The organism is Bacillus sp. LH1 (assembly GCF_057924895.1).
Genome location: NZ_CM175007.1, coordinates 368131 through 387246, shown reverse-complemented (window position 1 = coordinate 387246; position 19116 = coordinate 368131). Strand labels below are relative to the sequence as shown.

Genomic DNA, 19116 nt, shown 5'->3' with positions numbered 1-19116 from the left:
CTCCCCTTACTTCGCGTAGTGCATTGACTGTTCTTTTAACGTTTCTACAAAACTTGTGCCCGTTCTATATTGATTCGCTCGTAAAATAAAACCCTTCGCTACTTGAAGACAAATTCGCTCCGCTCTAGCACGTGCTTCCTCATTCCCAATACAAGTAATATCTTTTACTTTCGCTAATCCAACAATACGGCGAATTAATTCCAGACCTGTCACTGCAGCTGTATCCTCTAATACAGATTGCAAATAGACTTCGCTAAAGCCTTCTTCCCTCGCCATAATCTCGGTCACATGAATATCCCAAGCACCTAAAAACTTCTGCTTAAATAAATCAATTACCTCTACCATCGTAGTTTGTAACCAATCCATATACGTATCTTTCTCAGCTCCAGGTGACATCGTTGCATCTGCATTCACCCAAGCAAACATTAAATTCGCCATTACATTCCCAACGTCATATCCCATAGGTCCATAAAAAGCAAACTCAGGATCAATAACCTTTGTAGAATCATCTCTTACAAAAACAGAACCAGTATGTAAATCACCATGAAGTAATGCCTGTGCATTCGTCATAAAAGAAAATTTACGTTTCGCTACTTCCATACGAAGCTCTTTATCACTATAAATATGTTCCCTAATCCATCCCTCATTTAACGGAAATAACTCATTACGCTTATTATGATTTGTAAATGGTTCTGAATATACGAGGTCCTCTGTAATCTCACATAATTCAGGATTTATATAATTCTTCACAAGTTCCTTCTTCTCTTTATGATTCATTACAACATCCGATGTTAACAAAAGTGTATTTACCATAAAAGTAGTTAAATCATCCGCAAGCCTCGGAAATATTTGATGATTTATAAGTGCTGTACGTAATATTGTGTGATCCGATAAATCTTCCATTACGCAACAATTCATCACACTATCAAATAAATACACCTTAGGAACAAGTCCAGGTGCTAACTCATCCTCTAACTGCAAAACATCTGATTCTATACGAATACGATTCGTCGACAACTTAAACTCATCTGAAATGCGAGCTGTATCCCCAGCTTGCTTTACGATGACAGACATGTTCTCTTTTTCATCCCAAACGCGGAACACATAATTTAAATTGCCATCACCTATTTCTTTACACTGTAACCCCTTTGCATGTTCAAACTTAGATAATTTCTCTTTCACATATGCAATCACATCTTTAGCTTCCATTAAAAAATACTTTGTGAACTTAGACATGGTTTCCCCTCCACACCAATTGTAAGCGTTTTCTAAAAGCTATAAAAAATAATAGGTTGAATTTTTTCATCCTATAAATATGTATTCTTCTTTTTGAAAGGTATATCTAGGTTTTATTATATCTCGTTAGCACTTTGAGTCAATATTTCTAACTATCAGCGTAATATACTTCCTAATTATATATTCGCGATGACAAAAATTGTTCAAAAAGATTTCGATTCATTTTATTTTATTTATCGCACAATTCTTTGTAAAATAGAAGTAAGCAGTTCCTTTTCAAATACATAACTTCTAAGAAATATTTCCTTCCTAAGAATTTACACTTACACCATATCTCTAACATACACACTACTCTTTCAAACAATCATTGAAAATTTATAAACTTAAAGTTACCTTTCCATTCTCTGTTAGCCTTAATTGAGAATAAATATTAATTAAATCGGTATAAAGTTGGTTTATTCTCTTGACAAAATAACCACTTCTATATGATAATTAATATCGAATTAGAATTATTATAGTTAATTAAAAAATATATTTTATGAGCACACTATTTTTTGATGCTCAAAACCAACATTTAGGAGGAATTTTAATATGTTATTAATCGGCACAGAAGTAAAACCGTTTAAAGCTAATGCTTACCATAATGGAGAATTTATCCAAGTTACTGACGAAAGTTTAAAAGGAAAATGGAGTGTAGTTTGTTTCTACCCAGCTGACTTCACATTCGTTTGTCCAACTGAACTTGAAGACTTACAAAACCAATACGCAACTCTAAAAGACTTAGGCGTTGAAGTATACTCTGTATCTACAGACACTCACTTCACTCACAAAGCATGGCATGATAGCTCAGAAACTATCGGCAAAATCGAGTACATCATGATTGGTGACCCAACTCGCACAATCACTACAAACTTCAACGTTTTAATGGAAGAAGAAGGTCTTGCTGCTCGTGGTACATTCATCATCGATCCAGACGGCGTTATCCAATCTATGGAAATCAATGCTGACGGTATCGGCCGTGACGCAAGCATTCTTGTTAACAAAATTAAAGCTGCTCAATACGTACGTAACAACCCAGGTGAAGTTTGCCCAGCTAAATGGCAAGAGGGTTCTGCAACACTTAAACCAAGCCTTGACCTTGTAGGCAAAATCTAAGGAGTTCGATCAAAATGATACTAGATGCAGATATAAAAACACAACTATCCCAATACCTTCAATTAATGGAGAACGATATTTTACTTAAAGTAAGCGCAGGAGACGATAACGTATCTAAAGATATGTTATCTCTAGTAGACGAATTAGCTACTATGTCATCTAAGATTACAGTAGAAAAAGTTGAATTAGAGAGAACACCAAGCTTTAGCGTAAACCGCCCTGGTGAAAACACTGGTGTCGTATTCGCTGGTATTCCATTAGGACACGAATTTACATCATTAGTGTTAGCTTTACTACAAGTAAGTGGACGCGCTCCAAAAGTTGAACAAAAATTAATCGATCAAATTAAAAACATTCAAGGCGAATATCATTTTGAATCTTATATCAGCCTAAGTTGTCATAACTGTCCTGATGTTGTACAAGCTCTTAACGTAATGAGCGTTCTTAACCCTGGTATTACACATACTATGATTGATGGCGCTGCATTCAAAGAGGAAGTAGAAAGCAAAGACATTATGGCAGTACCAACTGTTTACCTAAACGGCGAATCTTTCGGAAGCGGTCGTATGACACTTGAAGAAATTTTAGCTAAAATGGGTAACGGTCCAGATGCATCAGAGCTTTCTGATAAAGATCCATACGATGTTCTTGTTGTTGGTGGCGGCCCTGCTGGTGCAAGTGCAGCAATTTACGCAGCACGTAAAGGCATCCGCACTGGTATCGTTGCTGAGCGCTTCGGTGGTCAAGTAATGGATACTATGGGCATTGAGAACTTCATCAGCGTGAAAAAGACTGAAGGTCCTAAGCTAGTAGCAAGCCTTGAAGAGCACGTAAAAGAATACGACATCGATGTAATGAATCTACAACGTGCGAAACGTTTAGAGAAAAAAGAACTTATTGAAGTGGAACTTGAAAACGGCGCTATTCTGAAAAGTAAGAGCGTAATCGTTTCTACAGGTGCTCGCTGGCGTAATGTTGGCGTACCAGGTGAAGCTGAGTTCAAAAATAAAGGTGTAGCATATTGCCCACACTGTGACGGTCCATTATTCACTGGAAAAGACGTAGCAGTTATCGGCGGAGGTAACTCTGGTATTGAAGCAGCTATCGACTTAGCAGGTATCGTTAAGCACGTAACTGTTCTTGAATTCATGCCAGAATTAAAAGCTGATGCTGTATTACAAGAGCGTCTTAACAGCTTACCAAACGTAACTGTTCTGAAAAACGTTCAAACGAAAGAAATCACTGGTACTGATAAAGTAAACGGTATTTCTTACATCGATCGTGAAACTGAAGAAGTTCATCACGTTGAATTACAAGGTGTATTCGTACAAATCGGTCTTGTGCCAAACACAGACTGGTTAGGCGAAACAGTTGAACGCGTTCGCGGTGAAATCGTAACAGACAAGCACGGCGCTACAAACGTACCAGGAGTGTTTGCTGCAGGTGACTGTACAAATAATCCGTACAAACAAATCATCATCTCTATGGGTTCAGGTGCAAACGCAGCTTTAGGTGCATTTGATTACTTAATCCGTAACTAATAAAAAAACAGGTGCCTTGGCACCTGTTTTTTTATTACCCTAATGTATAAACTAAAAACCTCTCATTCCCATTCTTCTCATAAGCACCTGGCAATCTAACTTCTTTCTTCAGCTCAAACGCAGTCTGATTTTCTAAGAAGAAAATATAGTCCTCAGAAGGATAATATAAAATAATATCCACTTCTCTCCCCGTTTCTTCTACTGAAAGCAAAATGTTATTTACTACATTCATAAACACTTGCACAGAAAATGGATTAAAGAAATAAAACCTATTATCATGTGGATCAATCTCATATTCCTGCGCTAAACAACATTGGAATTGAATTTTCCCCTTACTGTTTCGTGCCTTTCGTGCATAACGATCTCGATTATCCATCGCTTCTTTATAAAACTCTTCATTCATTTCAATTCCAACTGCTGAAGCACCACATTTATGATGCATATAAAAGTTTAATCGCCCTTTTCCGCACCCAAAGTCTACAATTCGGTCGCTACTTCGTATTTCATATTGATTCAATAACTCATCTAACCCGCTATACGGTGTCGGTTCATAGCGATGATAATGCATAGACTTGTTAAACCCTTTTTGCTCACCGACTGTTTTTATATGTAAAACTGCATCGTAATATTGTTCGTTCATTCGTTTTCTCCTATTAAAAAATGGTACTTATTATTATACACCATGTACTGGAGGCTCATTTTTCATCAAATTAATAGGTACGTGAAATTATATCAACGATTTTCTCAATATATCTATCATAACTTCAAATATATCAACGATTTTCCCAATATATCTATCATAACTCAAAATATATCAACGGTTTTTCAAATATATCGATTTGCCGACAATTCACGACAAAAAAAACAGGAGCTCTCTAGCCCCTGTCTTCTAACACTTTCAATACAGTTTGTTTCAATATTTCTACCCCATCCATAATACAACTATGATCAAACCTCATATACGGATGGTGTAATCCAGGTTGTAGGTCTGCTCCTAGTCCAAGCATGACAGCTTTTAAATGTGGTCTTTTCACTGTATAGTAATGGAAATCATCGCTTCCTGTCGTATAGAGAGGCCCTGTGCATCTCTCTTCCCCATACACTTCGAGAATACCTTTACGCATAAAGCGCTCTGCTTCTTCGGAAACCTCTGCTCCTGGTGCAAGATCCATCCATTCGTATGAAGTTTTCGACCCCATCGATGCAGCTGATTCTATTACATGCTCAATCTTTTTCTTTAATTCTTCTAATAGTATATTACTCTCAGCTCTTACATCTAAACTGAAATGACCATTTCCCGGAATGATATTTAAATTATCACCACCTGCTTGGCATCTCGTCATTTTTACTGAATAGGAACTTTGCGGTGGCAGCCAAATATTTTTCAAACCGATATTAATCATGGAAATGACATCAATTGCATTCACACCTTGGTGTGGTCTTGCCCCGTGTGCATCCTCCCCATGAATCATACCCTCTAAAAATCCTGCTGCTCCATGGCGAATAGATGGGGCTGCTTGTTTCAAAGATAGTTCTTCAATTGGTCTTAGATGGACGCCAAATAAGAAATCAGCATCATCTACAGCACCTTTCTCCACCATCTTCAAAGCACCATTCCCCTTCTCTTCTGCCGGCTGAAAAATAAATCTAACCGTACCACTTTTCCATCTCATATTTTTCAATTGTAAAATAAGTCCCATTACAATGGTCATATGAGCATCATGGCCACATGAATGGTTCGCTTTAAATTCTCCATTTACTTCTTGCCAAAGTGCATCCATATCAGCACGAATCGCAATAACTGGATTCCCGCCTCCAATCTCAGCAATTACACCTGGACAATCATCAAATGTTCTATATGAAATTCCTTCTTCTTTTAAAAAGTCAGTAATATACGCTGTCGTTTCATATTCTTTCCAACTTACTTCAGGGTTTTCGTGTAAATGCTGAAAAATCTCCGTTAAGCGCTCTTGTAGTTCTAATGTTTTCAACGTTCCAGTCTCCTTCCCACATTACAAACGATCCGGGTTAATTATACTTATGAAAAACAGATGTTTTTATGAACATATTGAATTTTAAGAAAAAAGTCAATTATTTATTTTTAAATACTTAAAAAGCTTACTCTGCACTTATATTACAAACTAAACAAACAACTAGAACATTCCTTATTTTCTGTTTTTTATGTTGACGCTTACATAAACTTTTAGTTATCATAACCTAATAAACGTCTATTTTACGACAATTCTAAAAATACAAACAAACATACGTAACAAGGAGGAACTTTATGAAAAAAGAAATACCTTTTGGAATAGCGATTATCCCTATTATCATTACCGTTGCAGTTATGATGGTTACAATTGTTGTATTAAAACAAACTCCTCACGTTCCACTTATTATTGGTACAACCGTTGCTTCTATTGTCGCTTGGCGTTATGGTTACAAATGGAATGATCTTGAAGAAGCAATGTATAAAGGGATTCGTCTTGCATTACCTGCTATCGTCATTATTATTCTTGTTGGCTTAACAATTGGTGCTTGGATTGGCGGTGGAATCGTCGCAACGATGATTTATTACGGTTTAAAACTTTTAACTCCATCACTATTTTTAGTTTCCATTACCGTCATTTGTTCTATCGTTGCATTAGCAATTGGTAGCTCTTGGTCTACAATGGGAACAATTGGTGTTGCTGGAATGGGAATTGGCCTAAGTATGGGAATCCCAGCTCCAATGGTTGCTGGTGCCATTATTTCAGGCTCTTATTTTGGCGATAAAATGTCACCGCTTTCAGATACCACTAACTTAGCCGCAGGATTATCAAATACAGATTTATTCGCACACATTCGTCACATGTTATTTACTACAGTTCCAGGTTTAATTATTACTCTTATCGTCTACGCGGTCTTAGGAAGAAGCTTCGGCGCTAACAATATTGATGCGAAGAGTATCGATCAAACGTTACAAGTATTGCAACAAAACTTTGTTATCTCACCTTTCCTACTCATTATACCCGTAGTCGTTATGGTATTGGTCGCTAAAAAGGTCCCTGCTATACCAGCGATTCTCGTCGGTATTATTTTAGGATTTTTATCACAAGTCTTTATTCAAGGTGGTTCTGTCTCAGCATCTGTCGGTGCACTCCAAGCTGGATTTGTTATAGACACTGGAAACAAGCTAGTAGACGAACTATTTAACCGCGGTGGCTTAGATTCGATGATGAATACAGTCTCGATGACAATTGTCGCTATGACTTTCGGAGGAGTATTAGAACATACAGGTATTCTTCGCTCAATTGTAAATCAAATTTTAAAGTTAGCGAAATCAGCAAAAGGGCTTATCGCTTCTACTATCGCATCTTGTTTTGCAACAAACCTTACTTGCTCTGAACAATATATTTCAATTGTTGTCCCTTCAAGAATGTACGCAAATGCATACACAGAAAAAGGACTACATTCAAAAAACTTATCCAGAGCATTAGAAGATGGCGGAACATTAACTTCTGTCTTCGTTCCTTGGAATACGTGCGGTGTATTTATTCTCGCTACACTTGGCGTAGGTGCATTTGAATATGCCCCTTATGCTATTTTGAATTTCATCGTACCTATTATCTCAATCATTTATGGTATAACAGGCTTCACAATTGTAAAACTATCAGACATTGAAAAAGCAGAACTACTAAAGAAACAAAAAGCTCAACTAGAAGCTTAAAAATAGCGGTAAATTCAGTTCATATAGTGCGCGAGGTCGCCCTTGTTGATAGGGCATTTCCTCGCCGCAAATATGAGCATACCCGTAATCAACTAATTTCTTTAACAACCTTTCTGTCGATCTTCGAGTCACTTGTAAATACTCAGAAAGGTCAGCTGCTGTAAACTTCAATGACGGGTGCGATTGACTAAATTGAATGATTTTTGACAAGTTGGCCGGACTAAGCTTTGTTTCCTTCGCTATTTTCATTAGTTCCGGATTATCATTTTTCAAACTTTGTACTCTCTGTTCTTTCGGGAACGGACCAAACAAATCTTTATCACTTGTTAGTATATAAAAACAACGATCTATTAGATTATTCTTTGCAAAACTTTGAGCGATTTTTGCATTTTGCTCCGCTTCTTTCACGGTTTTTCCATAACCAAATCCAATAGCTATCGTTCCTTCTATGCTCGCAAACAAGTTATCTATCGCATTTGTTTTAATAATCGATTCGATATCACCACGAGTTGTATACAAAATGCATGTCATTTCATCCACTTGTTTAAATGAACCACGTAGTTCTTTTGAAATGACATCTAGTTTTTCAAGCAAACTCGTTCGTAATTCTAAGGAAGAAATAATACAAGCACCAACAGTAGCTGAATAGCTTTTTGCTAACTCAGCTTTTATTTTTGCATCTTTTAGCCCATGTATAATGGATTGTGTTGGATCAATCATACGCTCTGAAGGAACACCTATTTTTTGAAGCTCGTCGTAAACAGCGTGAATACTAGTTAAAGCTAAATGAGCCTCTCCAGATTGATATTTAGCTACATGAAAATCGATAACTCTATTTATCTCATCTTTACTCCACAGCATATTTTCATAATCCAACACTTGCGGGCTTTCTTTTATACCGATATCATGGAACACATTTGTAATAAACGAGCGGTCTACTAAATCGATGGAAATGTTATGTGGTTGAATACTTTGATGATACATGATAGAAAGAATTGAAGATGCGACAGTTGTCTCGTCTTGCTGTAAGTATGTACTTGGAATTCGTAATTGTTCTCTTATTTCTTTTGCCATATAATAAGGTAAAGCACCTGAGAAAAAGATGACATCACAAGGCTTTAAACACTTTAATAGTTCAGAAGATTCCGCCGGATGAAGGTAAATATATGGATCAATTTCTATTCCTTCTAATTTTTGAGCAATAGGAAAAAGGTTCTCCATAAACTCCTTTGAACCGACAACTGCAATTTTTATCATCATTTTCTCTAACTCCTTATCATTAATTAACGACTATTTAACGTCAACTATATCAAATGTATAAAACTATTGTAAACAGGAAGGGGTTTCTATTCAATGAAAATTACAGCTATTCATCTTTACGCAATTCGTTTACCGCTTCGCAATCCGTTTGTTATTAGTTATGGCTCTTATTCTGATATGCCCTCTATTATCGTCAAAATGGAAACAGATGAAGGTATTATCGGTTACGGTGAAGGCGTTGCTGATGATCACGTCACAGGTGAATCATGGGAAAGTACTTTCTATACTTTAAAACATACGCTAACCCCTGCTCTAATCGGGCAAAATCCAATGAATATCGAAAAAATACACGACATGATGGACAATACAATTTACGGTGTTCCAACAGCGAAAGCCGCAATTGATATTGCTTGTTTTGATATAATGGGCAAAAAACTAAATCAACCTGTATATCAATTAATTGGCGGGCGCTACCATGAAGAATTCCCTGTCACTCACGTTTTAAGTATTGCCGATCCAGAAAACATGGCTGAAGAAGCTGCTTCTATGATTCAAAAAGGTTACCAATCTTTCAAAATGAAAGTTGGTACGAATGTAAAAGAAGATGTGAAACGTATTGAAGCTGTACGAGAACGTGTAGGAAATGACATCGCTATTCGCGTTGATGTAAACCAAGGCTGGAAAAATAGCGCAAACACATTAACAGCACTTCGTTCATTAGGACATTTAAACATTGACTGGATTGAACAACCTGTTATCGCGGACGATATTGATGCCATGGCTCATATCCGTTCTAAGACAGACCTCCCGCTTATGATTGATGAAGGCTTAAAAAGTTCTCGTGAAATGCGCCAAATTATTAAATTAGAAGCTGCTGATAAAGTAAATATAAAACTAATGAAATGCGGCGGCATATATCCAGCTGTAAAGCTCGCTCATCAAGCAGAAATGGCAGGCATTGAATGCCAAGTGGGATCAATGGTCGAATCATCTGTTGCCTCTTCCGCAGGTTTCCATGTCGCTTTCTCAAAGAAAATCATTACGAGCGTAGAGCTAACAGGGCCATTAAAATTCACAAAAGACATCGGAAACTTACATTACGACGTACCATTCATTCGCTTAAACGAAAAGCCTGGACTCGGCATTGAAATAAACGAAGATACATTACAAGAACTAGCCGTCTTTCAAGACGTTGTACGCTAAAGGAGGACTATCATATGACGGTTCTATACGAAGGAACATTAAAACAAAATAACAATCCATTTCACGTTACATTACTATCACTAGAGCACATCGAGCAAATCTTATCACTACAAAACATTGTAGTTGAAGCACTAGAAGATAAAAGTCGTTTACAACCACTCTCACAAGAAGAATTTCAATACATTCTAGAAGGAAACGGCATGATGATCGGTGCTTTTATCGAAAACAAACTCATCGCATTTCGTGCTCTACTCGTCCCTCCTATCGACGATGAACATTTAGGGCTTGATATTGGTCTATCAGAAAGTGAACTGCACCGCGTCATCTATCAAGAAATCTCAAACGTTCATCCGAACTGCCGAGGAAATGGTATGCAAAAAATATTAGCAAACGTCATCATGGACGAATTGCAAAAAGAAGATAGCAAATATGATTATGTATGCTGCACCGTTGCTCCTTTTAACATCCCGAGTTTGAAGGATAAGTTTGCGCAAGGGATGGCGATTGCTGCGCTAAAGGAGAAGTATGGTGGTAGTCTGCGGTATGTTTTTGTGAAGAAATTGCGCGGAGATAAAGAAAGCGATTGGACGGATATTCAAAGTATTCTAATGAGTGATGCTAGTGGACAGCAGGCTTTGCTTTCGGAGGGGTATCGTGGGTATGAGATGGAGAAAACAGCAGATACTTTCATTGTGAAGTTTGGGCGATAATCTATATGGTCGAAAAGAGGAGATGTCTGCTGTGACCTCTTCTCTTTTCGATTTGTTGAACAATCCTGTGGTAAATGAAATTATATCAACGATTTTTCGAATATATCTATCATAACTTACAATATATCAACGATTTTTAAAATATATCTATCAAAACTCACAATATATCAACGATTCGACAAGAAATATCGATTTACAGACAAAAATCGATATCCCTTCCTAAACCGTCATCTTCCAACTAGATAACGCTAACCAATTCTCCATTTCTTTATAATCAGGCATTATCTTCCCGACAAGACGCCAAAAAGATCGATCATGATTTAAATGAACCATATGACACATTTCATGAACAACTACATAGTCAATTACTCGCTGTGGTGCCATTGCTAGCTTCCAATTGAATGTTAGTTGTAAATTCGAATCGCAAGTACCCCAAGTACGACTACTATCTGTAATACGAATAGAACGTGGTTTTGTTTTGAAATTACTTTGATGCGCTTTAATACTCTTCTCTACTAAAGATTTACACTGCTTATAATAAAATCGTTTTAAAGCTTGTTGTATTTTCTCATCCTTAAGCTCTTTCACATAAATATGTAACTTATCCCCTTCAAAAATCGCATTGTCTTGCTCAATGCTTGCATCTTGGGAAATCTGTATCGGATACGTATTCCCTAAATACAAAAAGCCCTCTCCTTGATCATAATCTTTTTCCTGTGGTCCATGCGCTCGCTCCGCCATTTCCTTACGTGTTGTCTGAATCCAATCCCACTTCTCCTCTAGCAACTGGACTAAGTATTCAACAGGTGTTCCTTTCGGAGCCTGTACTTCCACATTTCCATACGAATCCACAAAAAGACGCACGGACTTTTTCTTCTTATAAGTTATATGAAAATTAATTGTCTCACCTAAATATGTATGTACCATTTCATCACCTAGCATAGTATTTTTACAAATAAAAAAGAGTAGGATACGAACGTCCTACTCTACCTATTATATCATTTACCGCTTTAGCAAGCTTATTATCCTCTATACTTTACACCTAATCCTTTAATGAAATTCCTTGCGTATCTATCGCCGCACTCTTTGTAATTTTTATGGCCTTTTTTTCTTAACAGAGCGCCTAACTCTCCTTTTGTTACCGTAACGCCTACGCTATCTAATATATCAAGCACATCTTCACTCGTTAATGAAAGTGCGATTTTCATTTTCTTTAGAAGAAGGTTATTGGCACTCTCTTTGCTTTGTACAGGTGCAGGCTGCCCTGGTTTCGGATCTTGCTTTCCTCTTTTTAAAGTAATAAATCCATTTAAAAATGCCTCTAACATCATCATATCGCATGTTTTTACGTACTCATCTTCAGCTACCTCATCATTTTCAGCTTCATGCTGAGGAGCTCTCTTTATTTTGGTAAGCATATCAACTACGTCTTCTTTCGTTACTTCCATCCCGCCAAGTTTAAAGATTTCTACCATATCTATGTCTTTTATATCTAAAGCGTATCTTACTCTTTTTAATATATCGTTGTTGCTCATTGCCATTGGGTTTCCTCCTGAAATGTTGATTATAGTAATGCTTTTAGCATGTGTAAATGAATGTTGTTAAGTTACTACTTTAACATTTTAGGGGGAGGTTTTGTAGTCTTAACCAAATTTATGATTATAGAGGCTATACTACAATCCAAGCAATAATTTAATTCTATAGAAGGGTTACAGTAACTTTTCGGTTCATTTTTTCTTAGTTCATTAGATCTACATTCTATTTTATATTTGTTAACTATAAAAGCAGTGCATTGATTCCTCAAATACACTGCTCGTCTCTTACATTGTTATATTTCTTCTATACAAACTAGAGTTTATGGGTTTCGATGAATTTTATCCATATAGGAGACTATTGCATATCATAAATTAGCCACTTTCCGTCAACTTTCTTCAAATCAATAGTAATATTGTCAGGATTAGGGCCGTATAAAGGTTTTGGAGAGATATCTATCGTAACTTTTAATTTTGCTCTATCTCCAACTTTTCTTTCTTCTATATTTAATATATCTATTGACGCATTTTTTGGAATTCCAATACGTTTTCCAGCTTCTACATCCCAAGGGAGACTCGGATGTATATACTCACCTGCCTTGTTTAAATCTCTTGATTCAAGAGCTTTAAAAAAGCCTTTTACTGTTTCTTGTGGACTATTATTTTGAATTAGAACGTTAACTAATATAACTATAAACACAATCCCAATTATCCACACGTACCAAGGAGATTTTTTTGCAATTCTTATTAATTTTATGTTTTTATCATTTCTATTTTGGGGCGTAATATCGTTATGGAATTCTCCATTATCAAATAGTTCTTCTGATTCATCCAAATTTATTCTCTCTGTACCACAACTAGTACAGTACTTATTTGTTTTCAATAATTTCTTATTACATGCTGTACAATTCATTATTTTATTTCTCCCTGCCCTATTATTAAAATCAAATCCCCAAAGTTTCACATATTAATTTTCTATTATTTTCAATTTTTTTGATGTAGTAGCATTAAAATTACCTGATGAATCCAATTCTGTATGATAAATGTACGTTTTGACTCTAAAATTTTTATGTGGAAACTTTTTATTTACAGCACTTACCACTAAATTGTTAATTTCATTTCCGATTTTCACAGCTTCTTCTACCGTAGACTTATTATCAACTCGAACTTTTATCGGAAAATCAGCTGTATAATACATATTTGGATTATCATACAGCGTTGCTTGAAATAAAAATGGGGCTAATCCGGTTTGTTCAATAAGTAAATCCTTCGTATCATAAACTTTTATATTTGCAATATTCTTTCCTACTTCCGATCCTGCCTCTGCATCAAAGGGTTCTAATTTCTCGTTAGCAACACTTGTTTCATTTCCTACCGCCTTACCCTTATAATTCATTTCAATAAATTTCACATTACCATCCCGGTCACAATCCAACCAAACAGTACCTTCTTTATTTTTGAAAGCCCCATCCACACTTACAGATATGCTACCGCCCCCAGTTCCTGAAAACTTCTCAATCTGCACACTTTCCGCATCATTTCCTCGAACATCATATTTTGCATACCCTTCCGCCTCAGTGCCTTCTGATTCAATTTTAGTACCTAACATAATATCAAGACCTAATAATTTGAAGGCATCCTTATACTTCAAATCTTTTGGCTCTAATAATTCAATCTTAATATGATTAATAATTTTCCCATCACTTTCAAATGTATATTTAGCATAATTATCTACATATAACCATCTAGTTTCCTCTTTTGTTCTTGGGGATGAAAGCGTTCTCTCTAAATCTTCAAGTCGATAAGTTTTTTTTAGGTACATTGCTATTCCACTTAAATTTGAAGTCGAAATATCATTGCTCTCATTCGTCATAATTTTCTTCTCATCTTGCTTAACATTTTGGCTTACTTCTTTTGTTGGTACTGATTCTGTTGATTTTTGACAACCCGATGTAATTAATCCTGCTGTAAGTAAAGCTATTAATACTTTCTTCATAATTTCCCTCCAATTAAAATAAAAAAATTTTGGTAGCTCCTATAAGAAAAAATCTTCAAATCAGAAGAAAATTCCACAGTACTCTAAAATTATTATCGAATATTTAAAAATAACTATTATTCAAAAGATCTTCATACCAATACTAAATAATTAACTTTATAAATTATGTCGAAAGAAGTCGAAAAACAATATTTTTATAATCGGAAATTTAGATTTAATTTTCCGCTGTTAAATTAATTAATTTGAACATAAAATAGGACCTCCTTACATGCACTCTGCATGTAAGGAGGTCCTATTTAGATAAAAATCATACATTTTCTTAACTTGATGGCCATGCTCAAATAAAGAGATTTTTTATTTCTGTCTATTATTCAGATTACATTTCATACCTCGATAGAGCCTAATGTACTCTACTCCAGCTCTTATCATTTTTCTCCTTACGAGTATTCGTTAGTTCATTATATTCTCAAAGACTTCTTTTTTCAGCAAGCAGACTGTATCAACAAAAAAAGTTACATTCACAAAAAAACTCAAAACTAAATAAAATAACTACCCACAAATTAATACAATCCATTTCCCTCTATCTTCAAAGTATTACACCGTCTCACTATCCTGAGCCACACCAACACTTGCCTCAAACTTATCCAACAACCCACGCACTTCATCCGTCGATTTCGTACTCATCAATTGATTTCTCAATTCAGCAGCTCCAGGGAAGCCTTTTACATAAATTTTGAAGAAGCGGTGAAGCCCTGTGATTGAGCGTGGCAGTACTTCTGCATATTGATCTTGTAAATCAAGTTGTAGTCTTAAAAGATCTAGGTGCTCTTTACTGCTATGTTCCCTTGGCTCTTTTTCAAACGCAAATGGATTTTTGAAGATGCCTCGTCCGATCATTACACCATCAATGCCGTATTTTTCAGCAAGTTCCAGCCCCATTTTACGATCAAGGATGTCTCCATTGATTGTTATTAACGTATTTGGTGCAATGCGGTCACGTAATTTTTTAATTTCCGGAATTAGTTCCCAGTGCGCATCTACTTGGCTCATTTCTTCTCTTGTGCGTAAATGAATAGAAAGGTTTGCAATATCTTGTTTGAAAATGTGCGTTAACCAATCTTCCCATTCGCTTAACTCTTTAAAGCCAAGTCGTGTTTTTACGCTGACAGGTAGTCCGCCCGCTTTTGCTGCTTGGATAAGTTCTGCTGCAACGTCTGGACGTAGAATAAGGCCACTACCTTTTCCTCTTGATGCAACGTTCGGTACTGGGCAACCCATGTTAATATCGATGCCTTTAAATCCTAGTTCTGCCATACCAATACTCATTTGACGGAAGTATTCGGGATTGTCTCCCCAAATATGTGCCACCATCGGCTGTTCGTCTTCTGTAAAAATTAAACGGCCACGTACACTTTTCATACCTTCTGGATGACAATAGCTATCCGAGTTTGTAAACTCTGTGAAGAATACGTCCGGACGACCTGCTTCACTTACTACGTGACGGAAAACAACGTCTGTCACATCTTCCATTGGTGCAAGTACGAAAAATGGTCGTGGTAATTCACGCCAAAAATTATCTATCATTTCAAATTCAAATCCTCTCACTATGAATACAATTTCAAAATCTCAATTTATAATTTGTGAAAATCAGCAATATTTATTTTAACTAAAATCGCTTACGAATGGTATTTTTGTAAACCAAAAAGCAGGTGGTATAGATTTCCCCTATATCAACTGCTTTCCTATTATACCAACTTAAGCCAAGCCACACACTCTACGTGAGTCGTATGCGGGAACATATCAACAGGTTGTACTTCCTGTGTTTTATATCCGCCTTCTTCTAGTACTTTTAAATCACGTGCTAATGTTGCTGGGTTACACGATACGTATACGACGCGGTTTGGCTTCATGTCGATGATTGTATTTAGTAATGCTTCGTCACAGCCTTTACGCGGTGGGTCTACGACCATTGTGTCGGCGATTACGCCTTCTTTGTACCATTTTGGAATGACTACTTCTGCTTCTCCTACGCCAAATTCAGCGTTTGTCATGTTGTTTAGTGCTGCGTTTCGGTTTGCGTCTTCGATTGCTTCTGGGACGATTTCAACGCCGTACACTTTTTTCGCTTTTTGCGCTAGGAATAACGAGATTGATCCGATTCCGCAATAGGCATCGATTACTGTTTCGTTACCATTTAATTTTGCGTATTCTAACGTTTTATCGTAAAGCACTTTCGTTTGCTCTGGGTTTACTTGATAGAATGAACGTGCTGAAATCGCAAATTTAATGTCACCGATAAAGTCATAAATGTATTCTGATCCGTACAGTACTGTCGTTTTGTCTCCGAAAATTACATTCGTACGCTTCGTATTTACGTTTTGAACAATTGATTTTACTTCTGGGAATTTCGCTGCAATTTCTTCAATAATTGCTTTTTTGTTCGGCAATTCTGCTGTACGCGTAATGAAGACAAGCATAATTTCCCCTGTTACTTGTCCGTAACGAGCCATTACGTGACGAAGTGTTCCTTTGTTACGCTCTTCGTTGTACGCAGTGATACCGTGCTTTTCACAAATACGTTTTACTTCTTGGATTAATGTATCGTTTTCTTCTGCCTGAATTAAGCATGATTCCATATTAATGATGTCATGCGTTCCTTGGCGATAAAAACCAGCTACAAGTCCGCCTTCACGTTCTCCGATTGGTACTTGTGCTTTATTACGGTATACCCACGGATTCTTCATGCCAAGTACAGGATGAACAGGAACATCAGCTAGTCCTCCGATACGCTGCATAACGTCACGTACTTGTTTTTCTTTCGCTTGTAATTGTCCTTCATAAGTTAAGTGCTGAAGCTGACAACCGCCGCACTGATTATATACTGGGCATTCAGCATCTTTACGATATGGGCTTTCTGTATGAAGCTTCATTAAACGGCCAAATGCGAAGTTTTTCTTCACTTTAATAATTTTAATTTGCGCTTCTTCACCTGGTAATCCGTTTTTAACGAAAATAGGATAGCCCTTTACTTTCGCAACACCGGCACCATCATGTGTTAAATCTTCAAATACTACATCTATAAACTCGTTTTTCTCAACTGGTGGCGTCATTTTAGTACTCATTTTCCGACCTCTCTTTTTCATAACACTGCGTTACATTTTATCATACTTATATGGTCTTTTTCTATTGGAAGAAAAAAAGCTATTGACGATACTTCTCTGTTAATGTTACGCTACTACTAATTTAATACGGACGATGTTACCTCATATATACTTGATAATATGGATCGAGAGTTTCTACCCGGCAACCTTAAATTGCTGGACTATGGGGAAAACTAATGAATATTAGCCTATGCGCAAAAAAGGACTCATATTGATTAGCTTTCTCTCATAGATGAAAGTGAATCCATATGGGTCTTTTTTTATTTTTATTTTTCTAAAAGGTCAGACATCTTACGTATGACATAAAACCTCGTTCTTTTATTTTTAGTAATATAACGAGCGTTTTATGTACAAACTTTATACGAACTTCTGAAAGGGGCAACTACATGCAATATGTAATGAGCATTATCGGTATTCTTGCCGTGTTAGGTTTATGTTTTGCTTTGTCAAACAACAAAAGTAAAATCAACTTCCGTGCAATTGCAATTATGATTGGTTTCCAAATTTTAATCGGTTGGTTTATGTTTGCTACAAAGATTGGTCAACAAATCATTATTTTCATTAGTAAAGTTTTCAACAAACTAATTAAACTTGGTACGACAGGTGTCGATTTTCTCTTTAATGGAATTCACAGAGATTTTGTCTTTTTCTTAAACGTATTATTAATTATCGTATTTTTCTCAGCACTACTTTCAATCTTTAGTTATTTAGGTGTTTTACCATTCATCGTTCGCGTTGTCGGCGGTGCTATTTCAAAAATTACTGGTTTACCACGTGTTGAGTCATTCCACGCAGTAAACTCTGTATTCTTCGGTTCAAGTGAAGCGTTAATCGTTATTAAAAACGATTTACAGCATTTCAATAAAAACCGTATGTTTATCATTTGTTGTTCTGCGATGAGCTCCGTTTCTGCTTCTGTTACAGCATCATACGTAATGATGTTAGATGCAAAATACGTACTGGCAGCTCTTCCGCTAAACTTATTCTCAAGCTTAATCGTTTGTTCGTTATTAACACCAGTTGATACGAAGAAAGAAGATGAAGTGATTCAGAAATTTGATAGAACTCTATTCGGAGACAGCTTTATCGGCGCAATGATTAACGGTGCGCTTGATGGTTTAAAAGTAGCTGGTATCGTTGCCGCATTAATGATCGCCTTTATCGGTGTGATGGAAGTTGTAAACTACGTAATTAGTGCAGCTTCAGGCGCAATGGGACATGCTGTTACTTTACAACAAATCTTCGGTTACGTACTTTCTCCATTCGCATTCTTAATGGGTATTCCAACTCAAGATATTATCCCAGCTGGTGGTATTATGGGTACGAAGATTGTTTTAAATGAGTTTGTAGCAATCCTTGATTTAAAAGACACAGCTACAACATTAGCTCCACGTACAGTTGGAATCGTTACAGTATTCTTAATTAGCTTCGCAAGTATTAGCCAAATTGGTGCAATCGTTGGTACAATCCGTGCCCTTTCTGAAAAACAAGGAAGCGTTGTTTCTAAATTTGGTTGGAAAATGCTATTTGCATCAACACTTGCTTCTATTTTATCTGCGACAATCGCTGGATTGTTTATTTAATAAAAAATCACCTTTGCTTAGACAGCAAGGTGA

16 protein-coding genes and 1 riboswitch are annotated in these 19116 nt (G+C 36.4%); of the genes, 6 read left to right on the top strand and 10 right to left on the bottom strand.

Features of this window, described 5'->3' with window-relative positions; all coding sequences use genetic code 11:
• Positions 1–6 precede the first annotated feature (6 nt).
• Complete coding sequence (gene mtnK, locus ACX9TM_RS02050; RefSeq protein WP_065381875.1) at positions 7–1236, bottom strand: S-methyl-5-thioribose kinase; 1230 nt, start codon at positions 1234–1236, stop codon at positions 7–9.
• 591 nt (positions 1237–1827) lie between these two features.
• Here mtnK and ahpC point away from each other — a divergent pair.
• Both ahpC and ahpF read left to right on the top strand, forming a co-directional pair.
• Positions 1828–2391 (top strand): alkyl hydroperoxide reductase subunit C, encoded by a 564-nt coding sequence (gene ahpC / locus ACX9TM_RS02045; protein WP_000924420.1) that lies wholly within the window; start codon positions 1828–1830, stop codon positions 2389–2391.
• A gap of 14 nt (positions 2392–2405) precedes the next feature.
• Positions 2406–3932: an alkyl hydroperoxide reductase subunit F gene (gene ahpF, locus ACX9TM_RS02040; RefSeq protein ID WP_000599516.1), complete on the top strand. Its 1527-nt coding sequence runs from the start codon at positions 2406–2408 to the stop codon at positions 3930–3932.
• Positions 3933–3966: 34 nt separating this feature from the next.
• Here the strand turns inward: ahpF and ACX9TM_RS02035 are convergent, their stop codons facing one another.
• Positions 3967–4572 carry an SAM-dependent methyltransferase gene (locus ACX9TM_RS02035; protein ID WP_001005626.1) on the bottom strand — a complete coding sequence of 202 codons (606 nt, stop codon included), beginning with the start codon at positions 4570–4572 and terminating at the stop codon, positions 3967–3969.
• Between the two features lie 235 nt (positions 4573–4807).
• Positions 4808–5923, bottom strand: a complete 1116-nt coding sequence (locus ACX9TM_RS02030) for a M20 peptidase aminoacylase family protein (RefSeq protein WP_000853516.1) — start codon at positions 5921–5923, stop codon at positions 4808–4810.
• Positions 5924–6216: 293 nt separating this feature from the next.
• Here ACX9TM_RS02030 and nhaC point away from each other — a divergent pair, with 293 nt between their 5' ends.
• Positions 6217–7638 carry a Na+/H+ antiporter NhaC gene (gene nhaC, locus ACX9TM_RS02025; protein WP_065382496.1) on the top strand — a complete coding sequence of 474 codons (1422 nt, stop codon included), beginning with the start codon at positions 6217–6219 and terminating at the stop codon, positions 7636–7638.
• Here nhaC and ACX9TM_RS02020 read toward each other — a convergent pair.
• Positions 7627–8898: a hypothetical protein gene (locus ACX9TM_RS02020; protein WP_000972808.1), complete on the bottom strand. Its 1272-nt coding sequence runs from the start codon at positions 8896–8898 to the stop codon at positions 7627–7629. The two genes, nhaC and ACX9TM_RS02020, sit on opposite strands and share 12 nt — an antisense overlap.
• A gap of 93 nt (positions 8899–8991) precedes the next feature.
• On the opposite strand from ACX9TM_RS02020, the gene ACX9TM_RS02015 reads away from it, so the two are divergent.
• Entirely contained in the window at positions 8992–10101 is a 1110-nt protein-coding gene (locus ACX9TM_RS02015; protein ID WP_065211606.1) for a mandelate racemase/muconate lactonizing enzyme family protein, read from the top strand.
• A 14-nt stretch (positions 10102–10115) separates the two neighbouring features.
• Positions 10116–10811 (top strand): N-acetyltransferase, encoded by a 696-nt coding sequence (locus ACX9TM_RS02010; RefSeq protein WP_071740535.1) that lies wholly within the window; start codon positions 10116–10118, stop codon positions 10809–10811.
• Positions 10812–11030: 219 nt separating this feature from the next.
• Here the strand turns inward: ACX9TM_RS02010 and ACX9TM_RS02005 are convergent, their stop codons facing one another.
• From ACX9TM_RS02005 to rlmD, 6 genes are all read right to left on the bottom strand, one after another.
• Positions 11031–11738: a M48 family metallopeptidase gene (locus ACX9TM_RS02005; RefSeq protein ID WP_000233754.1), complete on the bottom strand. Its 708-nt coding sequence runs from the start codon at positions 11736–11738 to the stop codon at positions 11031–11033.
• 95 nt (positions 11739–11833) lie between these two features.
• Complete coding sequence (locus ACX9TM_RS02000) at positions 11834–12352, bottom strand: YehS family protein (RefSeq protein WP_001251702.1); 519 nt, start codon at positions 12350–12352, stop codon at positions 11834–11836.
• Positions 12353–12701: 349 nt separating this feature from the next.
• Positions 12702–13256 carry a zinc ribbon domain-containing protein gene (locus ACX9TM_RS01995; protein WP_000995851.1) on the bottom strand — a complete coding sequence of 185 codons (555 nt, stop codon included), beginning with the start codon at positions 13254–13256 and terminating at the stop codon, positions 12702–12704.
• A gap of 54 nt (positions 13257–13310) precedes the next feature.
• Positions 13311–14339 carry a hypothetical protein gene (locus tag ACX9TM_RS01990; RefSeq protein WP_000756602.1) on the bottom strand — a complete coding sequence of 343 codons (1029 nt, stop codon included), beginning with the start codon at positions 14337–14339 and terminating at the stop codon, positions 13311–13313.
• A gap of 594 nt (positions 14340–14933) precedes the next feature.
• Positions 14934–15923 carry a tRNA dihydrouridine synthase gene (locus ACX9TM_RS01985; RefSeq protein ID WP_000566711.1) on the bottom strand — a complete coding sequence of 330 codons (990 nt, stop codon included), beginning with the start codon at positions 15921–15923 and terminating at the stop codon, positions 14934–14936.
• 161 nt (positions 15924–16084) lie between these two features.
• A complete protein-coding gene (rlmD, locus tag ACX9TM_RS01980; RefSeq protein WP_000105019.1) occupies positions 16085–17461 on the bottom strand; it encodes a 23S rRNA (uracil(1939)-C(5))-methyltransferase RlmD in 1377 nt (458 codons plus the stop codon).
• 121 nt (positions 17462–17582) lie between these two features.
• Positions 17583–17684, top strand: a riboswitch (purine riboswitch).
• Between the two features lie 202 nt (positions 17685–17886).
• Between rlmD and ACX9TM_RS01975 the strand changes: the two genes are divergently transcribed.
• Entirely contained in the window at positions 17887–19083 is a 1197-nt protein-coding gene (locus ACX9TM_RS01975; protein WP_001200491.1) for a NupC/NupG family nucleoside CNT transporter, read from the top strand.
• The last annotated feature ends 33 nt before the right edge of the window (positions 19084–19116 follow it).